This window comes from Sphingobium xanthum, assembly GCF_019737615.1.
GTDB lineage: Bacteria > Pseudomonadota > Alphaproteobacteria > Sphingomonadales > Sphingomonadaceae > Sphingobium > Sphingobium xanthum.
Genome location: NZ_JAHKKS010000003.1, coordinates 341,136 through 366,830, shown reverse-complemented (window position 1 = coordinate 366,830; position 25,695 = coordinate 341,136). Strand labels below are relative to the sequence as shown.

At 67.0% G+C, this 25,695-nt stretch carries 26 protein-coding genes and 1 tRNA gene; 3 read left to right on the top strand and 24 right to left on the bottom strand.

Annotated features, from left to right (window positions below; genetic code table 11):
- Positions 1-2 precede the first annotated feature (2 nt).
- The 16 genes from KM135_RS07645 to KM135_RS07570 are packed head-to-tail and all read right to left on the bottom strand — an operon-like array spanning position 3 to position 14,016.
- Entirely contained in the window at positions 3-1,148 is a 1,146-nt protein-coding gene (locus KM135_RS07645) for an EscU/YscU/HrcU family type III secretion system export apparatus switch protein (RefSeq protein ID WP_221713392.1), read from the bottom strand.
- 3 nt (positions 1,149-1,151) lie between these two features.
- Complete coding sequence (fliR, locus tag KM135_RS07640; protein WP_221713391.1) at positions 1,152-1,928, bottom strand: flagellar biosynthetic protein FliR; 777 nt, start codon at positions 1,926-1,928, stop codon at positions 1,152-1,154.
- A complete protein-coding gene (gene fliQ, locus KM135_RS07635) occupies positions 1,925-2,197 on the bottom strand; it encodes a flagellar biosynthesis protein FliQ (protein WP_221713390.1) in 273 nt (90 codons plus the stop codon). Before fliQ ends, fliR begins: the two co-directional genes overlap by 4 nt.
- 16 nt (positions 2,198-2,213) lie before the next feature.
- Positions 2,214-3,062 carry a flagellar type III secretion system pore protein FliP gene (gene fliP, locus KM135_RS07630; RefSeq protein ID WP_221713389.1) on the bottom strand — a complete coding sequence of 283 codons (849 nt, stop codon included), beginning with the start codon at positions 3,060-3,062 and terminating at the stop codon, positions 2,214-2,216.
- Positions 3,055-3,327: a flagellar biosynthetic protein FliO gene (locus tag KM135_RS07625; protein WP_221713388.1), complete on the bottom strand. Its 273-nt coding sequence runs from the start codon at positions 3,325-3,327 to the stop codon at positions 3,055-3,057. Before KM135_RS07625 ends, fliP begins: the two co-directional genes overlap by 8 nt.
- Positions 3,324-3,653: a flagellar motor switch protein FliN gene (gene fliN / locus KM135_RS07620; protein ID WP_221713387.1), complete on the bottom strand. Its 330-nt coding sequence runs from the start codon at positions 3,651-3,653 to the stop codon at positions 3,324-3,326. Before fliN ends, KM135_RS07625 begins: the two co-directional genes overlap by 4 nt.
- 13 nt (positions 3,654-3,666) lie before the next feature.
- Positions 3,667-4,551 (bottom strand): flagellar motor switch protein FliM, encoded by an 885-nt coding sequence (locus KM135_RS07615; protein WP_221713386.1) that lies wholly within the window; start codon positions 4,549-4,551, stop codon positions 3,667-3,669.
- Positions 4,552-4,583: 32 nt separating this feature from the next.
- Complete coding sequence (locus KM135_RS07610; protein ID WP_221713385.1) at positions 4,584-5,210, bottom strand: flagellar basal body-associated FliL family protein; 627 nt, start codon at positions 5,208-5,210, stop codon at positions 4,584-4,586.
- A gap of 12 nt (positions 5,211-5,222) precedes the next feature.
- The gene (locus tag KM135_RS07605) at positions 5,223-7,202 is read right to left on the bottom strand and encodes a flagellar hook-length control protein FliK (protein WP_221713384.1); all 1,980 of its coding nucleotides are present in this window, start codon (positions 7,200-7,202) and stop codon (positions 5,223-5,225) included.
- Positions 7,199-7,588: a hypothetical protein gene (locus KM135_RS07600; protein ID WP_343228161.1), complete on the bottom strand. Its 390-nt coding sequence runs from the start codon at positions 7,586-7,588 to the stop codon at positions 7,199-7,201. The genes KM135_RS07605 and KM135_RS07600 overlap by 4 nt, the downstream gene beginning before the upstream one ends.
- Positions 7,589-7,623: 35 nt before the next feature.
- Complete coding sequence (locus tag KM135_RS07595) at positions 7,624-8,952, bottom strand: FliI/YscN family ATPase (RefSeq protein ID WP_221713382.1); 1,329 nt, start codon at positions 8,950-8,952, stop codon at positions 7,624-7,626.
- Complete coding sequence (locus KM135_RS07590; RefSeq protein ID WP_221713381.1) at positions 8,949-9,614, bottom strand: FliH/SctL family protein; 666 nt, start codon at positions 9,612-9,614, stop codon at positions 8,949-8,951. The genes KM135_RS07595 and KM135_RS07590 overlap by 4 nt, the downstream gene beginning before the upstream one ends.
- Entirely contained in the window at positions 9,607-10,620 is a 1,014-nt protein-coding gene (fliG, locus tag KM135_RS07585; protein ID WP_221713380.1) for a flagellar motor switch protein FliG, read from the bottom strand. The genes KM135_RS07590 and fliG overlap by 8 nt, the downstream gene beginning before the upstream one ends.
- Positions 10,613-12,370 (bottom strand): flagellar basal-body MS-ring/collar protein FliF, encoded by a 1,758-nt coding sequence (gene fliF, locus KM135_RS07580; RefSeq protein ID WP_221713379.1) that lies wholly within the window; start codon positions 12,368-12,370, stop codon positions 10,613-10,615. The genes fliG and fliF overlap by 8 nt, the downstream gene beginning before the upstream one ends.
- 6 nt (positions 12,371-12,376) lie before the next feature.
- Positions 12,377-12,733 (bottom strand): flagellar hook-basal body complex protein FliE, encoded by a 357-nt coding sequence (fliE, locus tag KM135_RS07575; protein WP_221713378.1) that lies wholly within the window; start codon positions 12,731-12,733, stop codon positions 12,377-12,379.
- Between the two features lie 17 nt (positions 12,734-12,750).
- Entirely contained in the window at positions 12,751-14,016 is a 1,266-nt protein-coding gene (locus tag KM135_RS07570; protein WP_221713377.1) for a sigma-54 interaction domain-containing protein, read from the bottom strand.
- 382 nt (positions 14,017-14,398) lie between these two features.
- Between KM135_RS07570 and KM135_RS07565 the strand changes: the two genes are divergently transcribed.
- On the top strand, positions 14,399-15,226 hold the full coding sequence (locus KM135_RS07565) for a flagellin N-terminal helical domain-containing protein (RefSeq protein ID WP_221713376.1): 828 nt from the start codon (positions 14,399-14,401) through the stop codon (positions 15,224-15,226).
- A 213-nt stretch (positions 15,227-15,439) separates the two neighbouring features.
- Here the strand turns inward: KM135_RS07565 and dnaA are convergent, their stop codons facing one another.
- From dnaA to KM135_RS07525, 8 genes are all read right to left on the bottom strand, one after another.
- The gene (gene dnaA, locus KM135_RS07560) at positions 15,440-16,834 is read right to left on the bottom strand and encodes a chromosomal replication initiator protein DnaA (RefSeq protein ID WP_246605811.1); all 1,395 of its coding nucleotides are present in this window, start codon (positions 16,832-16,834) and stop codon (positions 15,440-15,442) included.
- Between the two features lie 435 nt (positions 16,835-17,269).
- Positions 17,270-18,745 (bottom strand): efflux transporter outer membrane subunit, encoded by a 1,476-nt coding sequence (locus KM135_RS07555; RefSeq protein WP_246605810.1) that lies wholly within the window; start codon positions 18,743-18,745, stop codon positions 17,270-17,272.
- Positions 18,746-18,750: 5 nt separating this feature from the next.
- A complete protein-coding gene (locus KM135_RS07550; protein WP_221713374.1) occupies positions 18,751-19,866 on the bottom strand; it encodes an ABC transporter permease in 1,116 nt (371 codons plus the stop codon).
- A complete protein-coding gene (locus KM135_RS07545) occupies positions 19,863-21,029 on the bottom strand; it encodes an ABC transporter permease (protein ID WP_221713373.1) in 1,167 nt (388 codons plus the stop codon). Before KM135_RS07545 ends, KM135_RS07550 begins: the two co-directional genes overlap by 4 nt.
- Positions 21,026-22,780 carry an ATP-binding cassette domain-containing protein gene (locus KM135_RS07540; RefSeq protein WP_221713372.1) on the bottom strand — a complete coding sequence of 585 codons (1,755 nt, stop codon included), beginning with the start codon at positions 22,778-22,780 and terminating at the stop codon, positions 21,026-21,028. The genes KM135_RS07545 and KM135_RS07540 overlap by 4 nt, the downstream gene beginning before the upstream one ends.
- Positions 22,781-22,785: 5 nt before the next feature.
- Positions 22,786-23,787: an HlyD family secretion protein gene (locus tag KM135_RS07535; protein WP_221713371.1), complete on the bottom strand. Its 1,002-nt coding sequence runs from the start codon at positions 23,785-23,787 to the stop codon at positions 22,786-22,788.
- A 4-nt stretch (positions 23,788-23,791) separates the two neighbouring features.
- Complete coding sequence (locus KM135_RS07530) at positions 23,792-24,418, bottom strand: CerR family C-terminal domain-containing protein (RefSeq protein ID WP_221713370.1); 627 nt, start codon at positions 24,416-24,418, stop codon at positions 23,792-23,794.
- Positions 24,419-24,538: 120 nt separating this feature from the next.
- Complete coding sequence (locus KM135_RS07525; protein ID WP_221713369.1) at positions 24,539-24,688, bottom strand: hypothetical protein; 150 nt, start codon at positions 24,686-24,688, stop codon at positions 24,539-24,541.
- 113 nt (positions 24,689-24,801) lie between these two features.
- Here KM135_RS07525 and KM135_RS07520 point away from each other — a divergent pair.
- Both KM135_RS07520 and KM135_RS07515 read left to right on the top strand, forming a co-directional pair.
- Positions 24,802-24,876: transfer RNA gene (locus tag KM135_RS07520), tRNA-Thr, on the top strand.
- A 313-nt stretch (positions 24,877-25,189) separates the two neighbouring features.
- Positions 25,190-25,597: a DUF4168 domain-containing protein gene (locus KM135_RS07515; protein WP_221713368.1), complete on the top strand. Its 408-nt coding sequence runs from the start codon at positions 25,190-25,192 to the stop codon at positions 25,595-25,597.
- Positions 25,598-25,695 lie beyond the last annotated feature (98 nt).

Sequence of the window (25,695 nt, the reverse complement as noted above, 5' to 3'; positions counted from 1 at the left end):
TCTTAATTGCTGTCCATCTTCCTGCCGTCCGAGTCGAAGCGCATCTCGCCGGGCAGGTCGATATGCGGGCGGTCCATTTCGCTCGCCATCCGGTTCTCGACACGGAAGACGAAGGCGAGGACAGTCGCGACGGCCCTGAACAGGCGCTCGTCGATTTCCTGCCCCGCGCGCGAGGTGAAGTAGATGGCGCGGGTGAGCTCCGGATATTGCAGGACCGGCACGCCCTTGTCGTTGGCGAAGGCGCGGATCGCGGCGGCGACTTCATCCACGCCGCGCGCCAGCACGACAGGCGCGGCATCGCGGCCGGGATGATAGCGCAGCGCCACCGAGAAGTGGGTCGGGTTGGTCAGGATGACCGAGGCTTCCTCGACCGCCTTGCGCACCGATCCGTTCAGCACTTCATATTGCTTGCGGCGGATTGCTGCCTTGGCCTCGGGTGAACCTTCGGTTTCCTTGTGCTCTTCCTTGACCTCGTGCTTGCTCATGTTGAGCCGCTTGGTGCGTTGGTAGATCTGGGCCGGCACGTCGAGGCCCGCGACGACGAACAGCGATCCGGCGAGGGCCAGCGCGACGAGGATGAACATCGAGCCCATCTCGTTGATCGCCGGCTCGATCCCGAGCTTGGCCATGTTCCGGATCGCGCCCATCCGCTCCCAGAGCAGATAGAGGCCGAGCGAGCCGATCATCACGATCTTGACGATGGACTTGACGAGTTCGATGAGCCCCTGCGGGCCGATGATGCGCTTGAACCCGGTGATCGGGTTCATCTTGTTCGGCTTGAGCGAGAAGGCGTTGGGCCGGAAGCCGAGCGATCCGAGCATCGCGGGCGCGGCGATGGCGGCGGCGAGCGTCACCATCAGCACGCCGGCGAGCGGCATCATGACGACCGAGATGAGCTGGGCCGCGCGCTGGGCCGGTGCGAAGGAGGCGATGTCCTTGCTGTCGAAGCGCAGGCCGTCGGCCAGCATCTGCCGCGTGGCGTCGACCAGCTCCGGGCCTGCCACGGCGAGCCAGGCCACGCCCGCCATGACGACCAGGGCGGTGGAGAGTTCACGCGACTGAAGGATGTCACCTTTCTTGGTGGCTTCCGACAGCCGCTTGGCTGTCGGTTTTTCTGTCTTTTCGCCGCCACCGGCTGCCTCCGCCATGGCTCAGCTCCCCGCCAGTATCCGGACGAGGTCGAGGCTCTGGCGCAGCGTCTCGCTGATCGCCTCGCCCATGACCGGCGCGCCGATCGCGAGCAGGACGAGTCCGGCGAGCAACGTGGCGGGCATGCCCACCGAGAAGAGGTTGAGCGCGGGCGCGGTGCGCGCCAGCATGCCCATGACGAGCTGGACGAGGATGAGCGTGAAGGCGACCGGCAGCGCGATGATGACGCCCGAGGCGAACATCGTGCCGCCGAAGCGCGCGATCGCCTCGAAGGCGCCGGCGGGCATCAGCTCGCCGGGCGGCAGCGCCCGGTAGCTCGCGACGATGAACTGGATCAGCAGCAGGTGTCCGTCCATGGCGAGCAGCATGAAGGTCGATATGACCGAGAGGAACTGGCCGACGACGGGCGTCGGGTTGCCGGTCAGCGGATCGACCATCGTGGAGAAACCCAGGCCCATGGCGTTGGCGATCGTCTCGCCCGCGATGAAGGCGGCGGCATAGCCGATCTGGAGCGCGAAGCCGAGGGCAAGCCCGGCGACGACTTCGGCCATGATGAGGGCAATGCCGGCCACGCTGGCGAGGCCATCTTGCGGCATTGTGAAGGGCACGCTGTTCATCGCCGCGATGCCGATGGCGAGGCTGAGGATGATGCGCAGCTGCAGCGGCACCGAGGCAGCGCCGAAGATGGGCGCGGCGATGAAGGCGGCGCCCGGGCGGATCATGGCGAGCAGCCAGATCCAGAGCTGCGCCTCGACGCCGGCGAAGCCCGGAGCGATCATGAGAGAAGGTCCGGGATCCGCTCGAAGATCTCGCGCGTGAAGTCGGCGACCAGCATGAGGATCGAGCTGCCGAACAGGATCAGCGTCGCGCCGACCACGATCAGCTTGGGCACGAACGAGAGCGTCTGCTCGTTGATCGAGGTAGCAGCCTGGATCATACCGATGATGACGCCGCAAATCAAAGCAGGCAACAATATCGGCGCCGTCGCGAGGGCGGAGACCCAGAGCGCCTGCTGCGCGATGCCGATGAAGAAATCGCTGTTGTCCATGGTCCGTCGGGCTCCGTCAGGTGGCGAAGGAGCCGGCGAGGCTGCCCATGGTGAGGGCCCAGCCATCGACGAGGACGAACAGCAGCAGCTTGAACGGCATCGAGATGATCGTCGGCGAGAGCATCATCATGCCGAGCGCCATCAGCGTCGAGGCGACGACGAGGTCGATGATGAGGAACGGCAGGAAGATCATGAAGCCGATCTGGAAGGCCGTCTTGAGCTCGCTGGTCACGAACGCCGGAAGCAGGATCGTGAACGGAATGTCGTCTGGCGAATTGAACGCCGGCGCATTGGCGAGGCCCTGAAACAGCGCGAGGTCGCTCTGGCGGGTCTGTTTGGCCATGAAGCCGTGAAACACCTTGCCGGTGCGGCTGATCGCTTCCTCGATGCTGATCTGGCCCTGGCCATAAGGCGTGTAGGCCGTGGTCGAGATCTGGTCGATCGCCGGGCGCATCACGAACATGGAGAGGAACAGCGCGAGGCCCACGAGCACCTGGTTCGGCGGCGTCTGCGCGAGGCCGAGCGCCTGGCGCAGCAACGACAGCACGATGATGATGCGGGTGAAGCTGGTCATCATGAGGACGAGCGACGGCAGCACCGTCAGCAGGCTCATGAGGATCAGGATCTGCAAGCTCAGCGAGAGCGGGCGCCCCTCGCCGGAGACGTCGTCCAGCGCACGGCTGAGGCCGCCCGACGCCAGTTCGGCACCCGGGGACACTGTGCCGGTTGCGGGCGTCTGTGGTGCGGGAGCCGGGGCGGTCGCCGGCGCGGCTGGCGCGGCCTGGGCAAGCACAGGCGCAGCAGGCGTGAGCGCGCTCAGCGCCAACGCAAGCGGCAGCAGAAAGGAGCGCAGCGACTTAGCCATGACGCGTATCGGTCTCCGCGACTTTCTCAACCTTGCCGCGCGAAACGGAGAGCAGCAGCTGTTTGCCGCCGAACTCGACGACGGCGAGCTTGCCGAGTGTGCCCATCGGCAGGACATCGATCAGCTTGACCGCGCGGTCGCGCTGGCCGGCGCCGAGCATGCCGGGCTGATATTTGCGCCACAGCCACAGCGCGCCATAGGCCATGCCGCCGACCATCGGCAGCAGGACGAGAAGCTTCAGGAAGTACCAGCCAAGCGCGCTCATGCGCGGCGCTCGATGCCGGCGAGGCGCGCCTCGGCCGAGGCAATCTCGACCACGCGGATGCCATAGCGGCCATTCACGGTCACGACTTCGCCGCGCGCGACCAGCGTACCGTTGACCATGATGTCCAGCAGTTCGTCGGCCTGGCGATCGAGCTGGACGACACTGCCCTCGCCAAGATTCATGATCTCGGCGAGGCGAAGCTGGGTGGAGCCGACCTCTACGGACATGCGGACCGGTATGTCGGCCAGCAGCCGCATGTTGCGGCCGAAGCCGGCATCGGCTTCGGTGGCTCCATCGAGCTTGGGCGTATCGCTCATGTCAGTCATTTCTGTGCGTCCCTCAGGCCAATTTTTCGATCATGAATGCCGCGCAGCCATCCTGCTCGCCGATCGAGCCGTGCGCGAACACGCGGTCGCCGATCAGCAGCGGGAGATGCCGCGCGATGTTGATGGGGATCACGTCGCCGGGCTTCAGCGCCACCAGCTCCGAAATCTTCAGGTTGGGCCGCGCCAGCACGGTGCGGGCCGGAAACCGGACGTCGTCGAGACAGTTGCCGAGGCGCGTCTGCCAGACCGGATCGGTCGGGCGCAGTTCCTCGTTGCCGCCCTTTGTGGCGCTGCCGCTGATCTCCAGACCGGCGAAACCCTCCTGGGGATAGACGATCTCGACAAGGCGCGCGTCGCGGTCGCCCAGGTCGATCTCGAAGCTCTGGACGATCACGTCGCATTCGCCAGACATGATCTCGGCCTGGGAGGTGTTCGTCTCGCGACTGACCAACACCGCTTCGACCGGCGTGATGTCGGTCCAGCAATCGACGAGCACCGCCATGATGCTCTCTGCCAGGCGCATGGCCAGCCTGTTTTCGGTGGGTGTGAATTCGTAGCGCTCGGCCGACGCGCGCTGACTGGTGGTGCCGCCGTAGAAGCTGTCGACGAGCCGCGAGACGAGCTCGGCATCGATGCGCAGCGTCACCAGCCCCTTGATCGGGTGCAGCCGATAGAGCGACAGGCTCACGAACGCGGGGACGCAAGCATCCCACATCATGAACATCGTGGTGTCGAGCGGCTTGGCGGTTACGACCGGTCGGCCGCCGCTATAGGGCTCGATGATCGCGCGCAGTCGCTTGGCGAGCCGGTCGCCCAGCTTCTCCAGGCCGCCAATGGCGGCGGTAGGCGCGTTGCCATGCTGCCCGAAGGCATAAGGTTGCACGTCATTCATCAGCATCAGTCCCCGCCGGACCCCCGTCCGGCTTGACGCTATTGAATAACGAAATTGGTAAAATAAACGTTATCGACCCCGCTGTAGCCGGTCTTTGCCTTCAGCGTATCGTTAATGATCTTGAGCAGTTTTCCCTGCAGGGCTTCCTTGCCTTGAGGGGTGCCGAGCGCCAGCTCGTCCTCCTGCGCGAGCATCATCAATATGGACGAACGAATCGCCAATTCATGCGCCGTAACGGCCTGAATCACGCGGTTGTCGTAATAGGTCGAGACCGCGATCGAGACCTGCGCGAAGGCGTCGCTGTCCGCCAGATTGGATGTGAACGGCGCCGGGATCTGAAAATAGGTCGCCTGATAGGCCGCGCTGTTTTTCGGGCGCGGAAGATCCACCCCCTTGCCGTGATTGGGGACCTCGCCGCTGACGCCTTCTTCCTTGGCCTTGGCGGCCCAGGTCGTTGCGATTTCCTCAGGATTTTCGCCCTTCAGCACAAGCTTAGGCTTGTTCGGATCCTCATGCGGACCCTCCTCCTTGTGCATCGAGCCGGCGGCATAAAAGCCCGCTGCCGCGCCGCCACCGCCCAGCAGGACGATCGCGCCGACAAGCATGATCAGCTTTTTTTTGCCGCCCCCCTTCTTTTTCGCATCTTTATCCGGTGCATCGCTCATCGATCTGCTCCTTTACGCGAATCGGACCCGCCCGTTCGCAGCCCGCGTGGGCGCGCGACTCGAGTCGTCATCTTGCTGATTCGGTTCGTCTCCAGCGATTCGGCCGACCCAATCGCTGCCATTTGCTCGCGCGTTGTTAGCGCGCGACTGTCCCTGTCCCTCGGGCTGCTGCTGCTGCTGCTGCATCTGGCCGGAGAGATCGCTGCCCTGACGCTGACCACCCTGGTCGCGCGGTGCCGTGTCGAACGCGCCGCTGGCCTTCTCGACCGTGATCGAAGCGAAGCTGAGCGCCGCGACGCGCGCATCGCCCTGGAGTGCCGTGCGGCCCTCCTGGAGGCGCTGTGCGGCCTCGTCCGTCTCGGTCAGCATGCGAATGCTGGTTGCGCCCTCCTCGCGCCACAGATCGATCTGCAGCCGGCCGAGATGCGGAGGGTTAAGGGTGAAGCGGCTATGCCCGGTCCCATCGGCGAGACCGGCGATCTCGCGGGCCATGCGATCGATCCACTGGCCCGAGACGCCCATGTCGATGACCTGATCGCCCAGCACCTCGCCGGTCGAAGGACCGGCCGCGGCCCGCACCGAAGGTGCGCCAAGCTCGGACTGGATGACTGGCGGCAGCGCCTCAACAATGGAGCGCAGCGGAGCGCTCAGCGCCTGCGTAGCATCGACGGGGGAAGATGTGCTCGCCGCCGTGGTCTGCAGCTTCTCGCTCGCGCCCAGCGACAAAGCAGAGAGCGCTTCCACGCTGTTTGCGTCGCGCGAGGTCGCCGCCGGGGTCGCGATATTGGCGGTTGTGCCGTCGATCGCTTCGGAGGTCGAAGCGCGCGGACGCGGGGCAAGCATGCGCAAGGCGGCCGTCAGCATGCCGGGCTTGGCCTGCGACGTCATCTCTCCGACGGTCTGGGCGCCTTCGAGCCCGGTGGGTGCCTCGGCTGCCGGTGGGGCGGGGGCAATCGCGGCGTCTTCTGCCGGCGACTCGACCCGCGTGGGGCGCGACGAAGCGATCATGGCGAGCCTCAGCGCCTCTTCCGGCGTGGCCGTCACCTTGCCGATGGGATTGGCCGCGATCGGCGAAGGGAGGGTGGCCTGGGTAACGACCGGTGTCTTTTGCTCGGCCGGGGTGGCCGGCGCGGCAACCGTGTCGGCACCATTCGTCGGGAGGGCATCCGTCAGCGTCGGGGCGACCGGCGTGGAAGGCACTGCCGGACGTGGCATGGTCGCGATCATCATGGAGGATAGCGCGTCGGGCTGCGTGGCGGCCGGCGCTGTCGCAACGGGTGAAGATGGGGTCGCGAGAGGCGCCGCGGCGACAGGTGTCGTGACCACGGGGGAGACGGTCGCCACGGGCATGGCGGCGACGGGCAGGGTCGCGACCGGTGCGGTGGCGCCGGGCGATACCGTGACGGAGGCAACCGCAATCGGCATCGAGCGCATCGCATCCGGCAGCGTTGCAACCGGCGGCGGCGCACCGGGCACGGCTACAATTGGAGCGGAAGTTGCGGTCGCGAGCGGCACGGTCGCAACGGACGCGGTAGCGAGACGCGCATTCACGATGGGCGCAGGCGCAACGGGCGATGTCGTGACCGGGGTGGCCGCGATCGGTGCGGGCGCGACGCTGAAGAGCGGTGGCGCGATGATCGTGGACGGGTTCTGTGCCGGCACGGCGAGCGTCTCCGGTGCGGCGCTTTCCGCCTCGCTCTCACCATCCAATACCGGCGCCGTCTCGGTGGCGACCGGCGCAAGCGCGCCGTCTGGGTTGAGGCTAAGACCCTGGAGCGCAGCGCTCGTCACTTCCGGCATGGCGCCATTGTCCACGACCAGGCGCAGATTGCCGGGACCGCGGCTTGCCTCGATCTGCGTCGCCAGGCGAACGAGATCCGCGAAGGCGCCGCCCGTCGCGACGCCGGTTTCGCCGGTCGCAGCAGCCTTGCCATCGGTCTGGCCGGGCAGCTTGCCCGTGATCTTGCCGACGAGACTCGCGAAATCGATCATTGTTCATTTTCCTTGTTCTGCATCCGGCGGTAGCTCGGGAGCGCCGCCAGACGGGCCTCTCGCTGCGCCTCACGGGCAGCATGGGCCTTGTCCTTCAATCGTTCGGCAATCTCGCGGTCGCGATCGGCGACGATGCGCTCGGCATCACGCTGGTCGATCCGGCGGTTTGCGTCATAGAGCGCGCCGTCGAGTTGCCGTCCGGCACGCTCGAGGCGACCGGCCAGTTCCCGCTTGGAAGCAAGAAGCGCGCCATTTTTGACCTGCTCGCCGCTGAACAGCTCTTCGCGCACCGACGCGATGCGGCGGGCATTGTCCTCGATCTGGTTTGCTTCGTCGCGCGCTTGCATCAGCGCACCCACGGCCTGGGTGTGCTGGACGTCGCGCACGCGCAGCAGGCGCTTGCGGGATGCAATGAGCCGGCTCATGCGCCGAACTCCGCGACGAGAGCGGCGGCGCTGGCGTCGCCGTCGATCGTCGATTTGCTGCTCTGGCGCAGGAAGTCGAGCAGCTGCTGGCGCCGCTGCACGGCTTCGTCGATGATCGGATCGTTGCCCGGGCGATAGGCGCCCATCAGGATGAGATCGCGATTTTCCTCATAGGCGGCCCAGAGGCGACGGTAGGTGGATGCCGCCGCCAGATGCTCGTCGTCGACGATGTCCGCCATGACGCGCGAGAGCGAGCGGCCGATGTCGATCGCCGGGAAGATGCTCTGCTCCGAGAGCTGGCGTGAGAGGACGATATGCCCATCGACAATGGCGCGCGCCGTATCGACGATGGGGTCGTCGTTGTCGTCGCCGTCGGCGAGCACCGTGTAGATCGCCGTGATCGAGCCGCCCGAGCGCGTATCGACGCCGGCACGCTCGCACAGGCGCGGAATGAAGGCGAGGGCCGAAGGTGGGTAGCCCTTCATCGCGGGCGGCTCGCCGAGCGACAGGCCGATCTCGCGCTGGGCATGGGCGCAGCGCGTAAGCGAGTCGATGAGCAGTAGCACATTCTTGCCGCGCGCCCGGAAATATTCTGCGATCGCCGTCGCACGGGCTGCCGCGCGCAGGCGCAGCACCGGCGGATGATCGGCCGGCACGGCGACCACGACGCTCTTGTGCATCTGGCCCTTGAGCTTGATCTCGAGGAAGTCGCTGACCTCGCGACCGCGTTCGCCGATCAGGCCCACGACGACGATGTCCGCTTCCGCGCCCATGATCATCTGACCCATCAGCACCGACTTGCCGACGCCCGAGCCCGCCATGATGGCGATGCGTTGACCACGCCCGGCGGTCAGCAGCGCATTGACGGCGCGCACGCCGAGATCGAAGCGCTTCAGCACCCGGCCCTTGTCCAAAACGTTACCGCGAACGCCGTTGAGCGGCCATTGTCCATTGGCGAGAACTGGCCCCTTGCGGTCGAGCGGCTGGCCCATGGCATCCACCACGCGGCCGATGAGGCCATCGCCGACCTGCACCATGTTCGCGGCGCTGTCCGGCTCGACGCGGGCGCCGTTTTCGAGCGGCGCGTCCTGATCCAGCGGCACGAGGATCGCGCGGCTGCCGCGAAACCCGACGACCTCGGCGCGGATGGAATGTCCGTCGGCCGCGCGAATCCGCGCGCCGGCGCCGATCGGCCGGGAGAAGCCGGTGACTTCCAGCATGCCCGCATCATGGCCCACGAGGCGGCCGACATGGCGCGGCGCCTGATTCGTGACCTGCATATGGTCGAGAAGCTTCGCCGCCTGTGCGACATGGGCCTGCATCATATGCGACCCTCCATGTCGTCCATGAGGGCGCGGAGCCGATCGAGCCGCACGTCCGGGCCGTCCTCGACCCAGCCTTCGCTGGTGGCGAGCCGCACGGAGCCGCGCGGCAGATCGGGATTGGCGGCCAGAGCGACGCCGACCTGCTCCATTTCGAGCAACGGCAGATCGTCTGGGCTGACTTCGAGCACGGTGCGCGCATCATCGCTCTCGATGCAGGCCGCAACCGCCTGACAGCGCTCGGTGAGCAGATGCTCGTCGATCGGCACTTCGCCCATGATCTGCGTCACCAGTCGGATGACGGCCTGCGACAACATGGTCGCCAGCGTGCCTTCACCGCCCTGCGCCAGCAGGGCGATCGCCTGGGCGAGCTCGGTGCGTATGGCATTGTCGAGCTCGGCGGCCTCGCGCGCCACGCGCTCGCCTTCCTGAAAGCCCTGGACGAACGCCTCCTGGGCCGCCTGCTCGATCGGATCGATCGGGTCAAGCGTCCCCGGCGCATGCGTCGGCTGACCGGGATGAGTCACATTCCAGGCGCGGCTGCCCTGGTCCTCGCTGTAGAGGCTACGGAAGCCCCGGCCATTCTGGCCGACACTGCCGAATGCACCCCAGCCCGAAATCGGCTCGGCAGCGCCGATCTTTTCGCCCGACCAGATCCTAGACATAGTCGTCGCCCTTGCCGCCGAGCATGATCGTGCCTTCTTCGCCCATGCGGCGGGCCTCGGCGATGACCTGCTTCTGCGCTTCCAGAACTTCCGCGAGACGCATCGGGCCGCGCTCCTCCATCTCGTCCGCGATGGACTGGGCGGCGCGCTGCGACATGCAGCCGAGGATCTTGGTGCGCAACATGTCGCTCGCGCCCTTGAGCGCCACGACCAGCACGCTGCTGTCGATCGAGCGCATGACCGTGCCGAGATCCTTGTCGCTGAGTTCCAGCAGGTTCTCGAAAATGAACATCTCTTCCTCGATCGAGGCGGAGACGACCTTGTCGCGCTTGTTCAGCGCCTTCATGATGCGTAGCTCATGGTCCTTGCGGATATTGTTCATGATGGCGGCGGCTTCGCTCGTGCCACCACGCTTCGTCACGCCGCCCGCTATGGCGCGCTGGCCCGAGCGGCTGTTGATCAGCTGCTCGAGATCGTCGAGCGCCTCGGCGCTGACCGGACCCAGTGTAGCGACGCGATAGACCACATCGTCCTGCATCTCCGGAGGGAGCAGCTGCAGCACGGACGCAGCCGCCGCGGCATCCAGATGCGCGAGCACGATCGCCATGATCTGCGGATGCTCCAGCTCGATGATGCCCGCGATCTCGACCGGCTCCATCCATTTGAGCATGGAAAGCTTGGTCGAGCGGGTCGGCGGCGTGATCCGCGAGAGCATGTTGTCGGCGCGTTCCGGGCCGAGCGCCTTCGTCATCGCGCCGCGGATATGCTGGCTCGCGCCATAGCCGATGGTCGTGCGGCCCTTGGCCTTGCCGACGAACCGATCAAGGGCGGCATTGACTTCATCGACCTCGACATCGGCCACGTCATACATGGCATAGCCGAGCTGGCGGACTTCCTCGGGCTCGAGACGCGAGAGGATCTGCGCTGCCTCGTCCTCGTCGAAGAGCATCAGGAGCACGGCTGCGGCGGCGCTGCCGGAAAGCGGCTTGGGATCGGCCTCAGCCATCTGCCTTGGCTCCGTCCTTGAGGAGATCGCGCACGACCAGCGCGGCGCGGTCCGGGTCCTGCTTCACGAAGTTGCGGATGAGGGCAGCGCGGTCGGTATAATCGTGCGTCGAGCTGATCATGTCGATGGTCACGCGCTTGTCCGGATCGGCGACGGCCGCACGGCCGAGCTCGGCCTGGATCTCGGTGCCGAGCTGCTTCGCCACTTCCGGGCTCGGCGGCGCGGCGGCGGTTTCCGCCCTGGAATTCGCCCAGCGCTTGAGCAGCGGGCGGCCGATGCCGAGCAGCAGGACCAGCGTCACGAGCAGCGCCGAGACGTTGCGCGCCAGCAGCGAGACCCAGCTCGCCTCGTACCAGGGTGTGGCGGCGGCCGGATCGACAGCGGCATCGGCGAACTTGCGGCCGGACAGGGCGACCACGTCGCCGCGCGCCTGATCGAAGCCGATGGCGCCCTTCACGAGCGCTTCAAGCGCGGCGATTTCCTGTGGGGTACGCGCCTTGCCATCCGCCCCGTTGTCGAGCGCGACGGCGATCGACAGGCGCTTGACGGTGCCGACGGCATCGCGCGTCACCGAGACTTCGCGGCCCAGCTCGAAGCTGCGGTTGAAGGTCTCCGCCGTCTTGAACGGCGGCATGCCGGGCGCGGCGGGCGTGGCAGCGGCCGTGCCCTGCGCAGCCTGCGCGGCGGTCGGCGGCGGGGCCCCCGGATTGGCGAGGTTGACCGGCGGTGCCGCCTGGAGGGCGCCGGGCACGCCACCGGCGGTCGCGCCGGCGGCCTGACCCTGCGCGTCCGTGTTCCAGCTTCCCTCTTCGGCGCGCAGCCGCGCTTCGTCCTGCGGATAGGTCTCGCGAGTCGCCTGGCGCTCCGCGAAGTTGACCTCGGCATGTACTTCAGTGGAAAATTTGCCGGCGCCGACGATCGGCGTCAGCAGCGCGGTCACCGCCTGGCGATAGCGATCCTCGATGCGCGTCTGGATCTCGATCTGCCGGTCGGTCTCGCCGCCCGCATTCTGGCTGAGCAGACGGCCGTTCTGATCGACCACCGACACCGATTCCGGTGTCATCTCGGGCACGGACGATGCAACCAGATGCACGATCGCCTCGACCTGCTGCTGGGAGAGGGCGCGACCATTGGCGAGTTGAAGCATCACCGACGCCGTGGGCCGGCTCCGCTCGCGCACGAATATGCTGGGCGGCTCGACCGCGAGGTGGACGCGCGCCTTGTTGACGGCATCGATCTGCTCGACCGTCCTTGCGAGGTCCATCTCGCGTGCCGTGCGCAGCTTTTCGCCTTCGACGGCGCGGCTGGCGCCCATCGGCATGGTGTTGAGCAGCGTGTCGCCATCCGGCGCGCTCTTGGGCAGGCCTTCGCCGGCCAGCTTCATCTTGGCGTTGAAGTAGTCGTTTTCTGAGACGGTGATCGCGCCGCTCGACTTGTCGAAGTCATACTGGATGCCGCTCTTGGTAAGCACATCGGCTACCGCCGCCTGATCGGCATCGGGCAAGCCGCGAAACAGGTCGCGCTGGGGCGGTTCGCGCAGCGTGAGCCAGGCAATGCCGGCCAGCGCGGTCACCCCGATGAGGCCGGCCATGGGCAGGGCGCGCTGCACGGCGGGCTGGGACAGGAAGCCGGTCAAGCGCAACCTGAGGCCGTCCGTCCCGCCGCCGAGGCCCCGTCCCGCCAGCGTCGGCAGGCCCGATTGAACTGCGGCCTGGCCGCCCGTCGTGGTCGTGATGTTTGCATCGCTCATCTTGTCTTACACCGGCATGCTCATGATGTCCTTGTAGGCGGACAGCAGTTTGTTGCGGACCTGAAGGGTCGTCTCGAAGCCGATCGATGCCTGCTGCTTGGCAAGCATCACGGCGGCAATGTCGGTGGTCTCGCCACGCTCGAACGCGGCCGCGGCCTCGCCGGACTTTGCCTGAAGATTGTTGACCTCGCCGATCGCGCTGCGCAGCGCATCGGTGAAGTCGGATGCGCTGCCGCCGGCGGCGGGAGAGCCGGCCGCGCCGGCCGTGCCGGACGCGACGCCCTTGGAAACGTCCTGAAGCGCGCTGTTGCGCTGGAGAATGGCCTGACGGAGCGCCAGCACATTATCGACGGAAATGGCCATCGTCTCTGCTCCCGCGCTCAGCCGGCCATCGCCAGGTCACGCATTTCCGCGAGACGATAGCGAAGGGTACGCTCGGAAATGCCGAGCAGGCGGGCAGCGCGGGCGCGATGCCCGCCGGTGTCGCGCAGCGCGGCACGGATCGCGTCCATCGCGGAGGCGCGCGCCACATCCTGCAGCCGGGCAGGCGCCTGCGGCTCGGGCATGCTCACCGGCGCGGATGCGCCGGCGATGCTGAGATCGCCGGTCTCGATGCGGTCACCCTCGCGCAGCACGATCGCGCGCTGGAGCACATTGCCTAGCTCGCGGGCATTGCCCGGCCAGGCATGGACCGCGAGGCGCGCCATCGCGGCCGTGGTCGGCCAGGCGAAGCCGGTCAGCGCGGCCATGCCCTGGGCCTGGCCCTGGTGACGCAGGAGGAAGGCAGCCGTGATCGCCATGATGTCGCCGGCGCGCTCGGCGAGCGGGCGCAGGTGCAGCGGCATGACATTGAGGCGCCAGTAAAGGTCCGCCCGGAACCGGCCGGCCTCCGCCTCGATCGCCAGATCGCGGTTGCAGGCGGCGATGACGCGGACGTTGACCGGCACCGGATGCGTGGCACCGACGGGAAGCACTTCACCTTCCTGCAAGGCGCGCAGGAGCTTGGCCTGCAGCGCCAGCGGCAGCTCGGCAATCTCGTCGAGGAACAGGGTGCCGCCATTGGCGGCGAGGAACAGACCGTCGGACGAGGCGCCAGCACCGGTGAAGCTGCCCTTCTTGTGACCGAAGAGCATCGCTTCCATCATCGTCTCGGGCAGGGCGGCGCAATTGACCGCGATGAAATCCTTCTCGGCGCGCGGGCTGTTGTCGTGCAGGAAGCGTGCGATGCCTTCCTTGCCGGTGCCGGTTTCGCCCTGGACGAGCACGGTCGCGTCGCTCGCGGCGATGCGGGCGGCGAGACGCATGAGCATCGCGCTGGCGTCATCGCCGACCGCGGGCATGCGGGCGGGGCGTAGCAGCTCGGCGATAAGCGCATAGGCCATGGTGGCATCTTCAGGACCGAAGGCGATGCGCGCGGGGAAGCCGTCGGCGGCGGGCATGAGGCGCGGGGCGCCTTCGCGCCACTCGATCAGGATGTCCCGGCAGGTTGCGTGCGCGATTTCCTCGGCAAGGAGGATGCGCTGCGTGGTCTTGCCGCGCGGCGCATCGGCGGGGCCGATACGAACGGTGTAGCAGGCAGTGTCAAGCCATGCGCCCAGGTCCGGCAACAGCCGGTGAACGCGCTGGCTCATGTCGACAGGCAACATGCGTCAGTCCCCAATATGGCGGGCCCTACTCCCCCGAGCGGAACCCTCTTTCGATGAAGGCAATCTGACCGGAATTGCTTATCATCTGGTTAAGCACGGCGATCGGTTGCCGGACGGCGGCAAGTTTCTGCCGGGGTCGATGCAGGGGCGGCCGGCTGATGAAATCGCCCGGAAAAGCAGAGGTTTTGCCCTGCGTCCGGCGACCTGCCCCCATCGCACAAGAAGGAACCCGCGCGCGAGGCGGGCCGAAAAAATGCCGCCCCGAAGAAACTTTTTGCGGTGCCCCTTAAAAATGCTCCGAGATCGACCGTTCTGGTGCTTCGAGGCCGCAACCACCGTTTGGGGCACGCGCCCTCGCTCAAAGCGGGAAAGGAAAATTCCGATGTCTGTTATTGCGTCCAACGTCTCTGCCATTCGCGCCCAGAACGCCGGCACCAAGGCCAATATGGGTCTCTCGGTTGCCATGGAGCGTCTCTCCTCGGGCAAGCGCATCAACTCCGCGAAGGACGACGCCGCCGGCCTCGCCATCGCCACCAAGATGACCTCCGAAATCCGCGGCCTCACCGCCGCCGTCCGCAACGCCAACGACGGCATGTCGCTGACGCAGGTCGCCGAAGGCGCCATGGGCGAAGTCTCGAACATTCTGCAGCGTATGCGCGAGCTGGCCGTTCAGGCTTCCTCGGGCACCGTCAGCACGAATGACCGTACCTCGATCCAGGCGGAAGTCGCCGAGCTCAAGACCCAGGTCACCAACATTGCTTCGCGCACCAGCTTCAACGGCATCTCGCTGCTGAACGGCTCGGCCGCGACGACGACGAGTGTTCAGGTCGGCAACAATTCGGGCGAGACCGTCGACGTCTCGACCGCTTCGATGACGCTGGCGGGCCTGGGCCTCGGCTCGATGGCGACCTTCGCCGACGCGGACGGTTCGGGCGCCACGGCTGCTCTCGCTCTGATCGACACCGCGCTCGACACCGTTTCGTCGGCTCGTGCCACCCTCGGTGGTCAGCAGAGCCGCCTCGAAGCGACGGTCAACAACCTGAACACGACCATCACGAACCTGTCGGACGCCCGTTCGCGGATCGAGGATGCCGATTTCTCGACGGAATCGACGGCGCTCGCCAAGAATCAGATCCTCTCGCAGGCTTCGACGGCGATGCTCGCCCAGGCGAACCAGAGCCAGCAGGGCGTGCTGAGCCTCCTGCGCTAAGCGCAGCCAGGCAAACGAGCTTCGGTCGGCGCGGGTACTGGTCCACCTTCGCCATCCGATGACCCCCGGCACCCAACAGTCCCCATCGTGCCGGGGGTCAAGACTTTCGATAAGGACCGGACAAACGAAAACCCTCGCTCCCCCGGGCGAGGGTTTTCTGCTTCCGGAAGCTTCGCTGCGGCCCCGCGTTCCCAAGAACGCCGGGCGCGCGCGTCAGCCTTCCAGCTGCTTCTGCAGGGCGCGGATGTCCGCGTCCATGTCCGGATTGTCGAGGCGCATCGCTTCGATCGTGCGCACGGCGTGGATCACGGTCGAATGGTCCCGCCCGCCGAATACCCGGCCGATCTCCGGCAAGGAGCGCGGCGTCAGCTTCTTCGCAAGATACATGGCGACCTGGCGCGGCCTTGCCACGGCCCGCGCCCGGCGATGCGAGCGCATCTCCGAGGCGTCGATGCGATAATGCGCGGCGCAGACCTTCTGGATCTCGTCGATGGTGATGCGGCGGTTGCTGGCGCGCAGCGCCTCGGCCAGCATCGACTGGGCCAGATCGACGGTAATCGCCTTGTCGACGAGCTGCGCATAAGCGACCAGCTTGTTGAAGGCGCCCTCGAGCTCGCGGATGCTGGTGCGGATCGACCGCGCCAGCAAGGTGACCACATCGTCCGGCACGCTGATCGGCGCCACGGCTTCGCGGCGCGCGGCAAGGATCTTGAGCCGCAGGTCGAGGCTCGCCGGCTGGATGTCGGCGACCAGCCCGCCCGACAGGCGCGAGAGGATGCGCGGATCGACGGCGCCGAGCTGCTGCGGCGGACGATCCGCCGTGATCGCAATGCGCGCACCGGAATCGATCAGATCGTTCAGCGTGTGCAGGAATTCCTCCTGCGTCGGCCCCTTGCCCGCAATGAACTGGATGTCGTCGATCAGCAGCATCCGCGCCGCGCGCAGCCGTGCCTTGAACGCGAACGTGTCATTGACCCGGATCGCCGCCACAAACTCGTTCATGAAGCGCTCGGCCGACATGTAGAGGATCGTACCCTCTGCCGTGTCGCGGCCCTGACCCTCGCCATAGGCGCGGGCAATGGCGTGCAGCAGATGCGTCTTGCCGAAGCCGGTCGGTCCGTGGAGGAACAGCGGATTGAACCGTGGCGTCACGACGCCAGCCATCGCCTTGGCCGCCGAGCAGGCAAGCACATTGCTCTCGTCCGTCATGAAGCTCGCGAAATCATGGCGCGGCTCGAAGCGCGGTGCGCGCCCGCCCGTCTCGCGGGGACGCATCTCCGGCGCATGCGGCGCGGCGATGACCGGCGCGATGGTCACGCTCTCGGCGGCACCGCTGGCACGCACGACGCGAACATCGCGCACGTCCAGTGCCGCCGCGCGCCAGGCAAGGCTCAGGCGCGAGGCGAAATTGCTCGACACATAGCTCGCCGAAAATTCCGACGGCGCTTCCAGATCGAGCGTGCCGGACAGCGCGCAGAACGTGCCCAGCCGTAGCGGCCTGATCCATTGATCGAATACGCGCACGCCGACGGCGCGGCGCAAGCCCGAGCGAATCTCATCCCAGTTGCGCTCAAGCGCAACGCGATCCGGCTGTTGCTCGGATGGCATCGGGTCTGTCCGCTCCATCGTATCGTCATATCGTTGCTGGCCCACTTGCTGCCCCATGTTCCGTGCCACGACCCCTCTATTCTTCTTCGTCCGCCAGACTGCCTTGAACTCCCCTTGCGACGGGCATGACCGACCCTTCATGAGAAGCGCGTTCTCATGCTCAATGCCCGATCTCGTTCGCTGTGACGGGGCCGCGATTCGGGCCTCGCCGGATGGAAAGTACTGACAGTGCCGCGCCCCCCGATCAAGGGCGCACCCTGTCAAAAATATGAAATAAATGACTTGACCAAGGATTCCCGAGACATAGGTTTGTTAACGTCATAAAGCATTGTTATAACGCTATTATCTTCTCGGTTTAATGGCCTTGCATCAAGCGCATTCAGCGCGAATCGGTGGGAATCCTGCCTTCGCGTTTCTTGTCACAGAAATGTAAAATCAGCGGGCGCTCGATCCGGCATCGGAGCGCCCCGACGAGCGGGCATCCTCGACGGCACCGGCGAGCCGCGACTCGGGTCGCCAGCCGCCGCCGAGAGCCTTGTGGAGGGCAATCGAGGCTTCCGTAGCGGAAGCCAGGGCCTGCATTTCCTGACGCGCGGCGGCGAGGGACGCGAGACGGCCCTGGGCCAGGACGAGCTGATCGTCCTCGCCGCGCCGCGCCCGCTGCTCCGCCAGTCCATAGGCTGCCCGTTCCCGCACGGCGGCGGCGCGTGCCGCTGCCAGCGCGACAAGACTGCGATCGAAGCGGTTGATCGCAGCTTCGCTGTCCGCCAGCGCGCCGATCACGGCGGCATCGTAGCGCGCGGCAGCACCCTGCGCGCGCGCATCCGCAGCGCGCACGAGGGCTCGTGCCCGGCCGCCGTTGAAGATCGGCCAGAACAGGCCGCCACCGGCCTGAAGCCGCGTGCTGTCCCCATCGACCAGATCGCCCAGCGCCCGCGCCTGCTGGCCGAGTGCCAGGCTGAGCGACAGGCGGGGCAACAAATCCGCCCTGGCCACGCCGATATCGGCCGTTGCCGCCGCCAGATCGCGTTCGGCGCCCAAAATGTCCGGCCGGCGGCGCAGCAGATCGGCGGGAAGACCGGCAGCGATGGCAGCCGGCGGCTCGGGGAGAGCGCCCGGCGCCTCGAGGCGCGCGAGCATCTCCGACGGCGCCTTGCCGACCAGCACGGCGACCGAGAGTGCGGCGCCCCGCACCGCCGCCTGCGCGCCGCTCTGCGCCACACGCGCCGATTCGAGGTCGCCATAGGCGCGGTTCGCCTCGATCGCGCTCGCTTCTCCGGCCTTGGCGCGCAGGTCGGTCAGATCGGCGAGCCGCTGGCGCGCCGCGAGGACGTCGCTCGCGAGGCCCAGCTCAGCCTGCGCCTGGCGCAGATCGACATAGGCGCGGGCCAGCTCGGCAATGAGCTGCAGACGCACACCCTCGACCGACAGACTCGCCGATTGCAACCGGGCATCCGCCGCCTCATTCTCGCGCACGCGCTTGCCCCAAAGATCGACTTCCCAGCTCGCATCAAAGCCGAAATCGAACAGGGAGAAGTCGCGCGCGAAGCCTGGAATCGAGCCGATTGGCAACTGGCCGTTCTTGCTCAGTACATTCTCGCTGCCCGTGGCGCTGACCGACGCCTGCGGGAGCCGCCCGCCGCGCACGGCATCGCGATTGGCCCGCGCCTCGGCCAGCCTTGCCTGCGCCTCGCGCAGCGAGGGATTGGTGGCCAGCATCTCGTCGATCAGGCTGCCGAGCATCGGATCGCCCAGATCTTGCCACCAAGGCGCGTCCGTCACCTGCCCGGCACCGGCCTGCGCCACCCAGGCGTCGGCGATGCGCGGCTCGGGCGCCTTATAATCCGGCCCCTGCACGCAGGCCGAGAGCAGCAAGGCGGCGCCAAGGGCGGAAAAACGACGAGCGGTCATGAGCATCACTCCATACGGGCACGGAACAGCCAGGCGGCCGCGACGAGCGAGATCACCGCGATGATCGCCATGGGCCAGAGCTGGTGGAAGACGACGGATGCCGGCATGGCCTTCAGGAAGAGGCCCTGCACGATGATGAGGAAATAGCGGATCGGGTCCGCATAAGTGACGACCTGCAGCCAGTCCGGCATATTGTCGATCGGCGCGGCATAGCCCGACAGCAGCATGAGCGGGATCGTCACCACGAAGGAGCCGAGAAAGGCTTGCTGCTGCGTCATCGACAGCGAGGAGACGAGCAGCCCCATGCCGATCAGCGCGAGCTGATAGATGAACATCGCCAGCAGGAATAGCAGGAAGGAGCCGGTGAACGGCACGCCGAACGCGAATTTCGCGACGACGAGGAACAGCACGCCGTTGAACATGCCGACCAGCATCGGCGGCACCATCATGCCGATCAGGATCTCGTGCACCCGCATCGGCGAGACCATGAGCTGGTCGAACGTACCGAGCTCCCGCTCGCGCGCCACCGCCTGCGAGGTGATGGCGAGGCCCGCGACCGAGACGATGATCGCGACCAGCGAGGGCAGGGTGAACCATTTGAAGTCGAGGCTGGGATTATACCAGTGGGTGACCTCGCTCCCGCCCGAGCGCCGCGCCATCTCCGGGCGCAGCTCGGCGCCGTAGCCCATGGCGATGCCGTTCACATAGCCGGCGAGGATCTGCGCGGCATTGGAGCGGCGCCCGTCCAGCACCAGCCCGACCCGCGCGATCTCGCCGCGCGCGATCGTCTGGTCGAAATCGCTCTCGATGATGAGTGCGGCGATCACGCGCTGTTCGTCAATCGCTTCTTCCATCGCGCGCAGCGACGGCAAGGCGATCACGTCGCGGAACTGCGGGCTGCCCTGGATGCGCTGTACCAGCTCCTGCGCATGCGCGCCGCCGGAGCGATCGATCAGCCCGATATCGACATTCTTGACGTCGAGCGTGGTCGCGAAGGTGAAGATGAGGAGCTGCACCAGAGGCGGCAGGATCAGCACCATGCGCGACTTGGGATCACGCAACAGCGCCCAGATCTCCTTGACGATCATCGCACGCAGGCGCGTCGGGTTAAAGCGGGTCATGCGTCGAGGCTCCGCCGGGTCGCGCGGAAGCACAGGAAGAAGAAGAAGAAGCCGAACAGCAGCATGATGCCGACATTGGGCAGGATGATCGCCCAGACGTCGCCCGCCATGAACACGGTCTGCAGCGCCGGGATGAGATAGCGCGCCGGCACCGCATAGGTCAGCGCCTGGATCGGCCAGGGCATGGACGCGATCTCGAAGATGAAGCCGGAGAGCAGGAAGGTCGGGAGGAAGGAGGCGAATAGCGCCATCTGGCTCGCCACGAACTGGTTCTTGGTGGTGGCCGAGATGAACAGGCCGAGGCCGAGCGCCGGCAGCAGAAAGGCCGAGGCGATCAGCAGCAGCGCGAGGATCGAGCCGCGGAAGGGCAGGCCGAACATGACGACCGCGATCAACGTGCAGAGCGCCATGGAGGCAAGGCCGAGCAGGAAATAGGGCAGTACCTTGGAGGCGATGAACTCGGTCATGCGCATCGGCGTCGCCATCAGCGCTTCCATCGTGCCGCGCTCCCACTCGCGCGCGACCACCAGCGCGGTCAGCAAGGTGCCGATCATCGTCATGACGATCGCGATCGAGCCGGGCACCAGGAAGAAGCGGCTTTGCAGGCCGGGATTGAACCAGACGCGCTGCGAGACGTCGATCGGAGGGCCGATGTTCCTCAGTCCTCGCGCCTCCATCTCGCTCATCGCCCAGTTGGCACGCACGCCTTCGGCATAGGAGGAGATGAAGGTCGCCTGATTGGGCTGCGTCCCGTCGGTCACGACCTGGATCGGCCTTGGCCTGCCCCTGGCCATGGCCACGCCGAAGTCCGGCGGCAGGACGATGAAGCCGCGTATCTCGTCCTTCATCATGAGGTCGCGCGCCGGCTGCACGGAACGCAGCACCCGCACATGGAAATAGGGCGAGCGCGCATAGGCCTGCGTCAGTCGTGCCGCTTCCGCGCTCTCGTCCTGCACGACGAGCGCGATCTTCGTCGCGCGCGGATCGAGCGAGACCGCATAGCCGAACAGGAACAGCAGCAGCATCGGCATCGCGAAGGCGATGACGAAGGTCGAGGGATCGCGCCGGATCTGCGCATATTCCTTGGCCATGAGCGCGAGCAGGCGGCGAATCGGCGTGCCCTGCGGCTGCGCGGCCTCGATGGGGAGGGCTTCGTCGCTCATGCCGCTTCCGCCTCTTCGCGATCGGCATCCGATGCCTCGATGAGCGCGATGAACGCATCTTCCATCGTGGGGTCGGCCGCGCCGGTCAGTTCCCCCGCCCGCGCTTTGAGCGCATCCGGCGGACCGCTGGCGATCTGCTGCGAGCGGTAGATGAGCGTCACCTGGTCGCAATATTCCGCTTCATCCATGAAGTGGGTGGTGACCAGCACGGTGACGCCCCGGCGCACCAGGCCATTGATATGCGTCCAGAATTCGCGGCGCATGACCGGATCGACGCCCGAGGTCGGCTCGTCGAGGAACAAGACGCTCGGCTGGTGCATGACCGCGCAGGCGAGCGCGAGACGCTGCTTGAAGCCGAGCGGCAAGGTGCCGGCATTGCGCCTGAAATGGGTGCCGAGCTCGAAAATCTCGGTGACGCGCTCGATCGCCTCGCGCGCATCGCTGCCGGAGAGGTCATAGGCGCCTGCAAAGAAATCCAGATTCTGCCCGACCGAGAGATCGCCATAGAGCGAGAATTTCTGCGCCATATAGCCGAGCGCGCCACGCGCCTGCGCGGCCGAGTGGCGCAGATCGAACCCCGCGACCGATCCGCTGCCGCTGGTCGGCGTGAGCAGGCCGCACAGCATCTTGAACGTGGTGGACTTGCCCGCGCCATTGGGGCCGAGCAGGCCGAAGGTCTGGCCGCGCGGTACGGTGAAGCTGACGTCGCGTGCGGCTACGAACTCTCCGAACCGCCTCGTGAGAGCCCTGGCCTCGATGGCTGGCGCATCGCTCGGCGGGATCTCGCGATAGCTCGCCGCCAGCACGCTCGTGCCGTCCGGTCCGCCGCCGAGCTTCTCGATGAAGCCGTCCTCGAACCGGGCGGGGGCGGGGGCGACCTTCGTCTCGGGGCCGAGATCCAGCGCGGCGGCATCGGGGACCGGGTGCCCCGCGCCGATCAGCAGGCGGATGGCGCGGCCCTGCAGCGTGCCGTCGATGACGTCATCGCGGTCCAGCGCCCTGGTGAGAGCGAGGCGACGGCGATCGGCAAAGCCGGTGACGCTGATGACGCGGTCGGCAATCGCGCCCGTAAGGTCGGCCGGCGGTCCGGAGAAGAGCAGTTCGCCCTCGCTCAGCAGATAGACGCTGTCGCACAGCTCCGCCTCGTCCAGATAGGCGGTCGACCAGAGTACGCCGATGCCTTCCCTGGTCAGCTCGGCGACCATGGCCCAGAGCTCGCGGCGGCTGATCGGATCGACGCCGACGCCCGGCTCGTCGAGCAACAGCAAAGGCGGCGTCGAGACGAGCGCGCAGGCGAGGCCGAGCTTCTGCTTCATGCCGCCGGAAAGCTTGCCGGCCGGGCGGCGCTGGAAACGGGCGAGATCGGTGAACTCCAGCAGCCGCTTGAACACCGGCTCCTGAGCGTCCTTCGACAGCCCGCGCAACTCGGCATAGAGAACCAGATTCTCGCGAACGGTGAGGTCTTCGTAAAGGCCGAAGCGCTGCGGCATGTAACCGATCGAGTCGAGCCGCTGCGCTGGGGCCGCGCCGAGAATATCGACCGTGCCTTGCTTGGGCGTCATCAGGCCGGCGAGGATGCGGATGAGCGTCGTCTTGCCCGCCCCATCCGGCCCGACAAGCCCCGTCACCTTGCCGGAGGCGACGAGGATGTCGACACCGCCGAGCGCCGGCTTCTCACCGCCGAAATCTTTGACGATGCCGTCGGCGCGGGCGACGATGCCAACATTGGGGCCGGTAGCGGGACCGGACATGGCGGTCACTCCGCCTTGGGCTTGGGATTGCTGATCGCCACGGTAACGGGCTGCCCCTGACGAAGCGCGCCATCGGGATCGTCCACGACGATGCGCAGGCGATAGACCAGATCCGTGCGCAGATCGCTGGTCTCGACCGACTTGGGCGTGAACTCGGCGCGCGGGGAGATATAGCCGATCGTCCCGGCATAGCTCCTCGGGTTGCCGTCGGCCTTGACGGTCACTTTCATGCCCGGCGCGACGCGGCTGAGATCGCTCTCGGCGACATAGGCGCGCACGCGCAGCGGCCGGTCGATGGCGAGGGTGAACACGGTCTCGCCCGGCGCGACGATCGCGCCCGGCTCGCGCGCCCGCGTCACCACCGTGCCGTCGATGCTGGCGACGAGGCGCGTGTCGCCCAGATCGGTGCCGATGCGGCCTCGTGCGGCCTGGGCGGCCTTGAGCGCAGCCCTGCCCGCCTCGATGTCCTCGCTGCGCGGTCCCGTGCGCACCAGTGAATAGGCAGCGCGAGCCTCGGCCAGCTGCGCCTGCGCACGGTCGCGCGCGGCGACGGTCGCGTCCCAGATATCGCGGCTGATCGCGCCCGGCTCAACCAGCGGCTGGCGGCGGGCATAGTCCCGCTGCGCGTCTCCGGCGGCGGCCTCGGCCGCGACGACACGCGCCTGCGCTTGCGCGATGTCCTGCGCGCGGCTGCCACGTTCCAGCTTGCTGAGCTCGGCGCGGGCCTGCGCCACCTGCGCCTCGGCCTGCGCGACCGAACTGTCGATCGAGGCCTTGTCGAGCTGGGCCAGAAGGTCGCCTTTCTTGACGCGCACGCCTTCCTCGACCGGGATGTCCGCGATCCGCCCGCCGACCTGGAAGCCGAGATCGACCTCGCGAATGTCGACATTGCCATAAAGGCTGAGCGGCCCGTCCGGCTTGGGCAGCAGACCGAAGCCGCGCGTCAGGAATGCCGCGACGACAAAGCCGAGGACGAGAAGGATGGGAATGAGGCGCTTGGGAGTCATGCAGTCACTCCTGCGTGAGCAAGGTCTGGGCGGAGGCGCGCAACGTCGCGATGAGCAGCGCGCCCGTGGGTTCGTCGATGTCATCGACCTGCATGACGCGCGCGACGGTGGCGCGCGCTATGCGCAACACGATGGACATGCCGATGAGATTGGTGACCAGCGCGCGCCGGGCGCGCTCGTCGCGGTCCGGCAACGCGATTGCGAGCAAAGCGGTGGCCGTCTCCAGCACCGGCCGCATGACATGCTCGTAAATGCGCTCGAACGCCTCGGTGGGGTGCTGCTGCTCGCGCACGATGAACTGGCAGTGGATTTGCGATTCCGGGGCGAGCATGAAGCGCGCGAAATTCTCGAGCAGCGCCAGTACGCCCTCGCGCGCCGCCTCGACGGTTTCCGGCGGATAGGCCTTCAGCGCCTCCATGAGCGGCGCATGGACGCCGCCGATCACGACCGCGATATGATCGGCGCAGGCCAGATACAGGCCCTGCTTGCCGCCGAAATGATACGTGATGGACGACATGGCTACGCCGCTTGCCTTCGCGATGTCGCGCGTACTCGCCGCATCGAAGCCCAGCCGCCCGAACTGATCGAGCGCCGCCAGCATGATGCGCTGCGAGAGATCCTGATTCGCCATACCGGTCTACTGTTCGATCGAACGAACAACGTCAAGTCCGTTCAGAAATACACGCGGACATTCCGATGCTCGTCGATGATCGTGCGCGCCGGGCAGCGGCGTGCCTGGGCGCTCAGTCCGTCAATCGGCCCGCGGTTCTGCCGGCGGCGGCGGCTCGTCGCGCGGCGCATCCCGCGCCGCCCATTCGCGCGCTTGCCCCTTGCGCCGGCGCAGATTGGCGCGCAGTGCCTCGGCGAGGCGCTGTTGGCGGTCGGGCTTGTCGCTGTTCATCGCGCGACCCTAGCGAATCCCGCTTCGAGACCGCAAGTCGCCTTGACAGCCCGCCCGCCCAAGGCCATAGGCGCGGCCTTGCTGACGCGGGGTGCTCCCTGCGAGCGGCTTGTGCTGCCGTAGCTCAGTGGTAGAGCGCATCCTTGGTAAGGCTGAGGTCGCGAGTTCAATCCTCGCCGGCAGCACCATTTTTCCCGACATGATCGACACCCGCCGTTTGGCGGCCGACCGCGCGCCGGGCCGGATTGAACCGCGCCTTGCGCAGGGGCCGGGCCGACGTCGAGCGGCCGGCTGGCGTTTGCGGGCGAACTGCGACGGCGAGACGAAGCGCCGATGGGCAGTGTCTCAAGCGCGACAAGCAGTGCGGAGCTAAAGCTCTCTATTCGCATTCCTATTTTCGACCCGCCCCATCATCTGCCCGGGCGGTCGAGCAATATTTGTCACCGATGGATCAGAGCTTAGCTTTTGCAGACGGTTCGCCAACAGACAGAAAGGTACCTCATGAAAAACGCGCTTCTGCTCGGCACGGCCGCCGCGCTGCTGACCGCGATCACGCCCGTGAACGCCCAGGAGACGACGTCCCCGGCCCCCGCCACCAGCCAGCCTGCGCCCACGACGGCGCCGGCCGATCCCGACGCGCCCGCAGAGGCAGGCGCCTATAGCGACGCCGACCTCAAAGCGTTCGCGCGCGCGGCGATCGCGGCCAACAAGATCCAGCAGGACACGGCCGTGCCTGCGACCGAGAAGCAGCCCAAGATGCTTGCGGCCGTGCAGGCCGAGGGGCTGGACCCGGTAAAGTTCAATGCCATCGCGCAAGCATCCCAATCGGACCCGGTGTTGAAACAGCGTGTGCAGGCCGCGGCGGCCTCCGAACAGCAATCAACAGCTCCGGCAACGCCGACCCCCTGAGCCTTGCCCGGGTCATTCCACTGCGCTCCCGGAGAGGGCCATCCGGCCCGCGCCGGGAGACGCGCTTGGGGCTGTTCCCATCGGTGCAGTAGCTGATA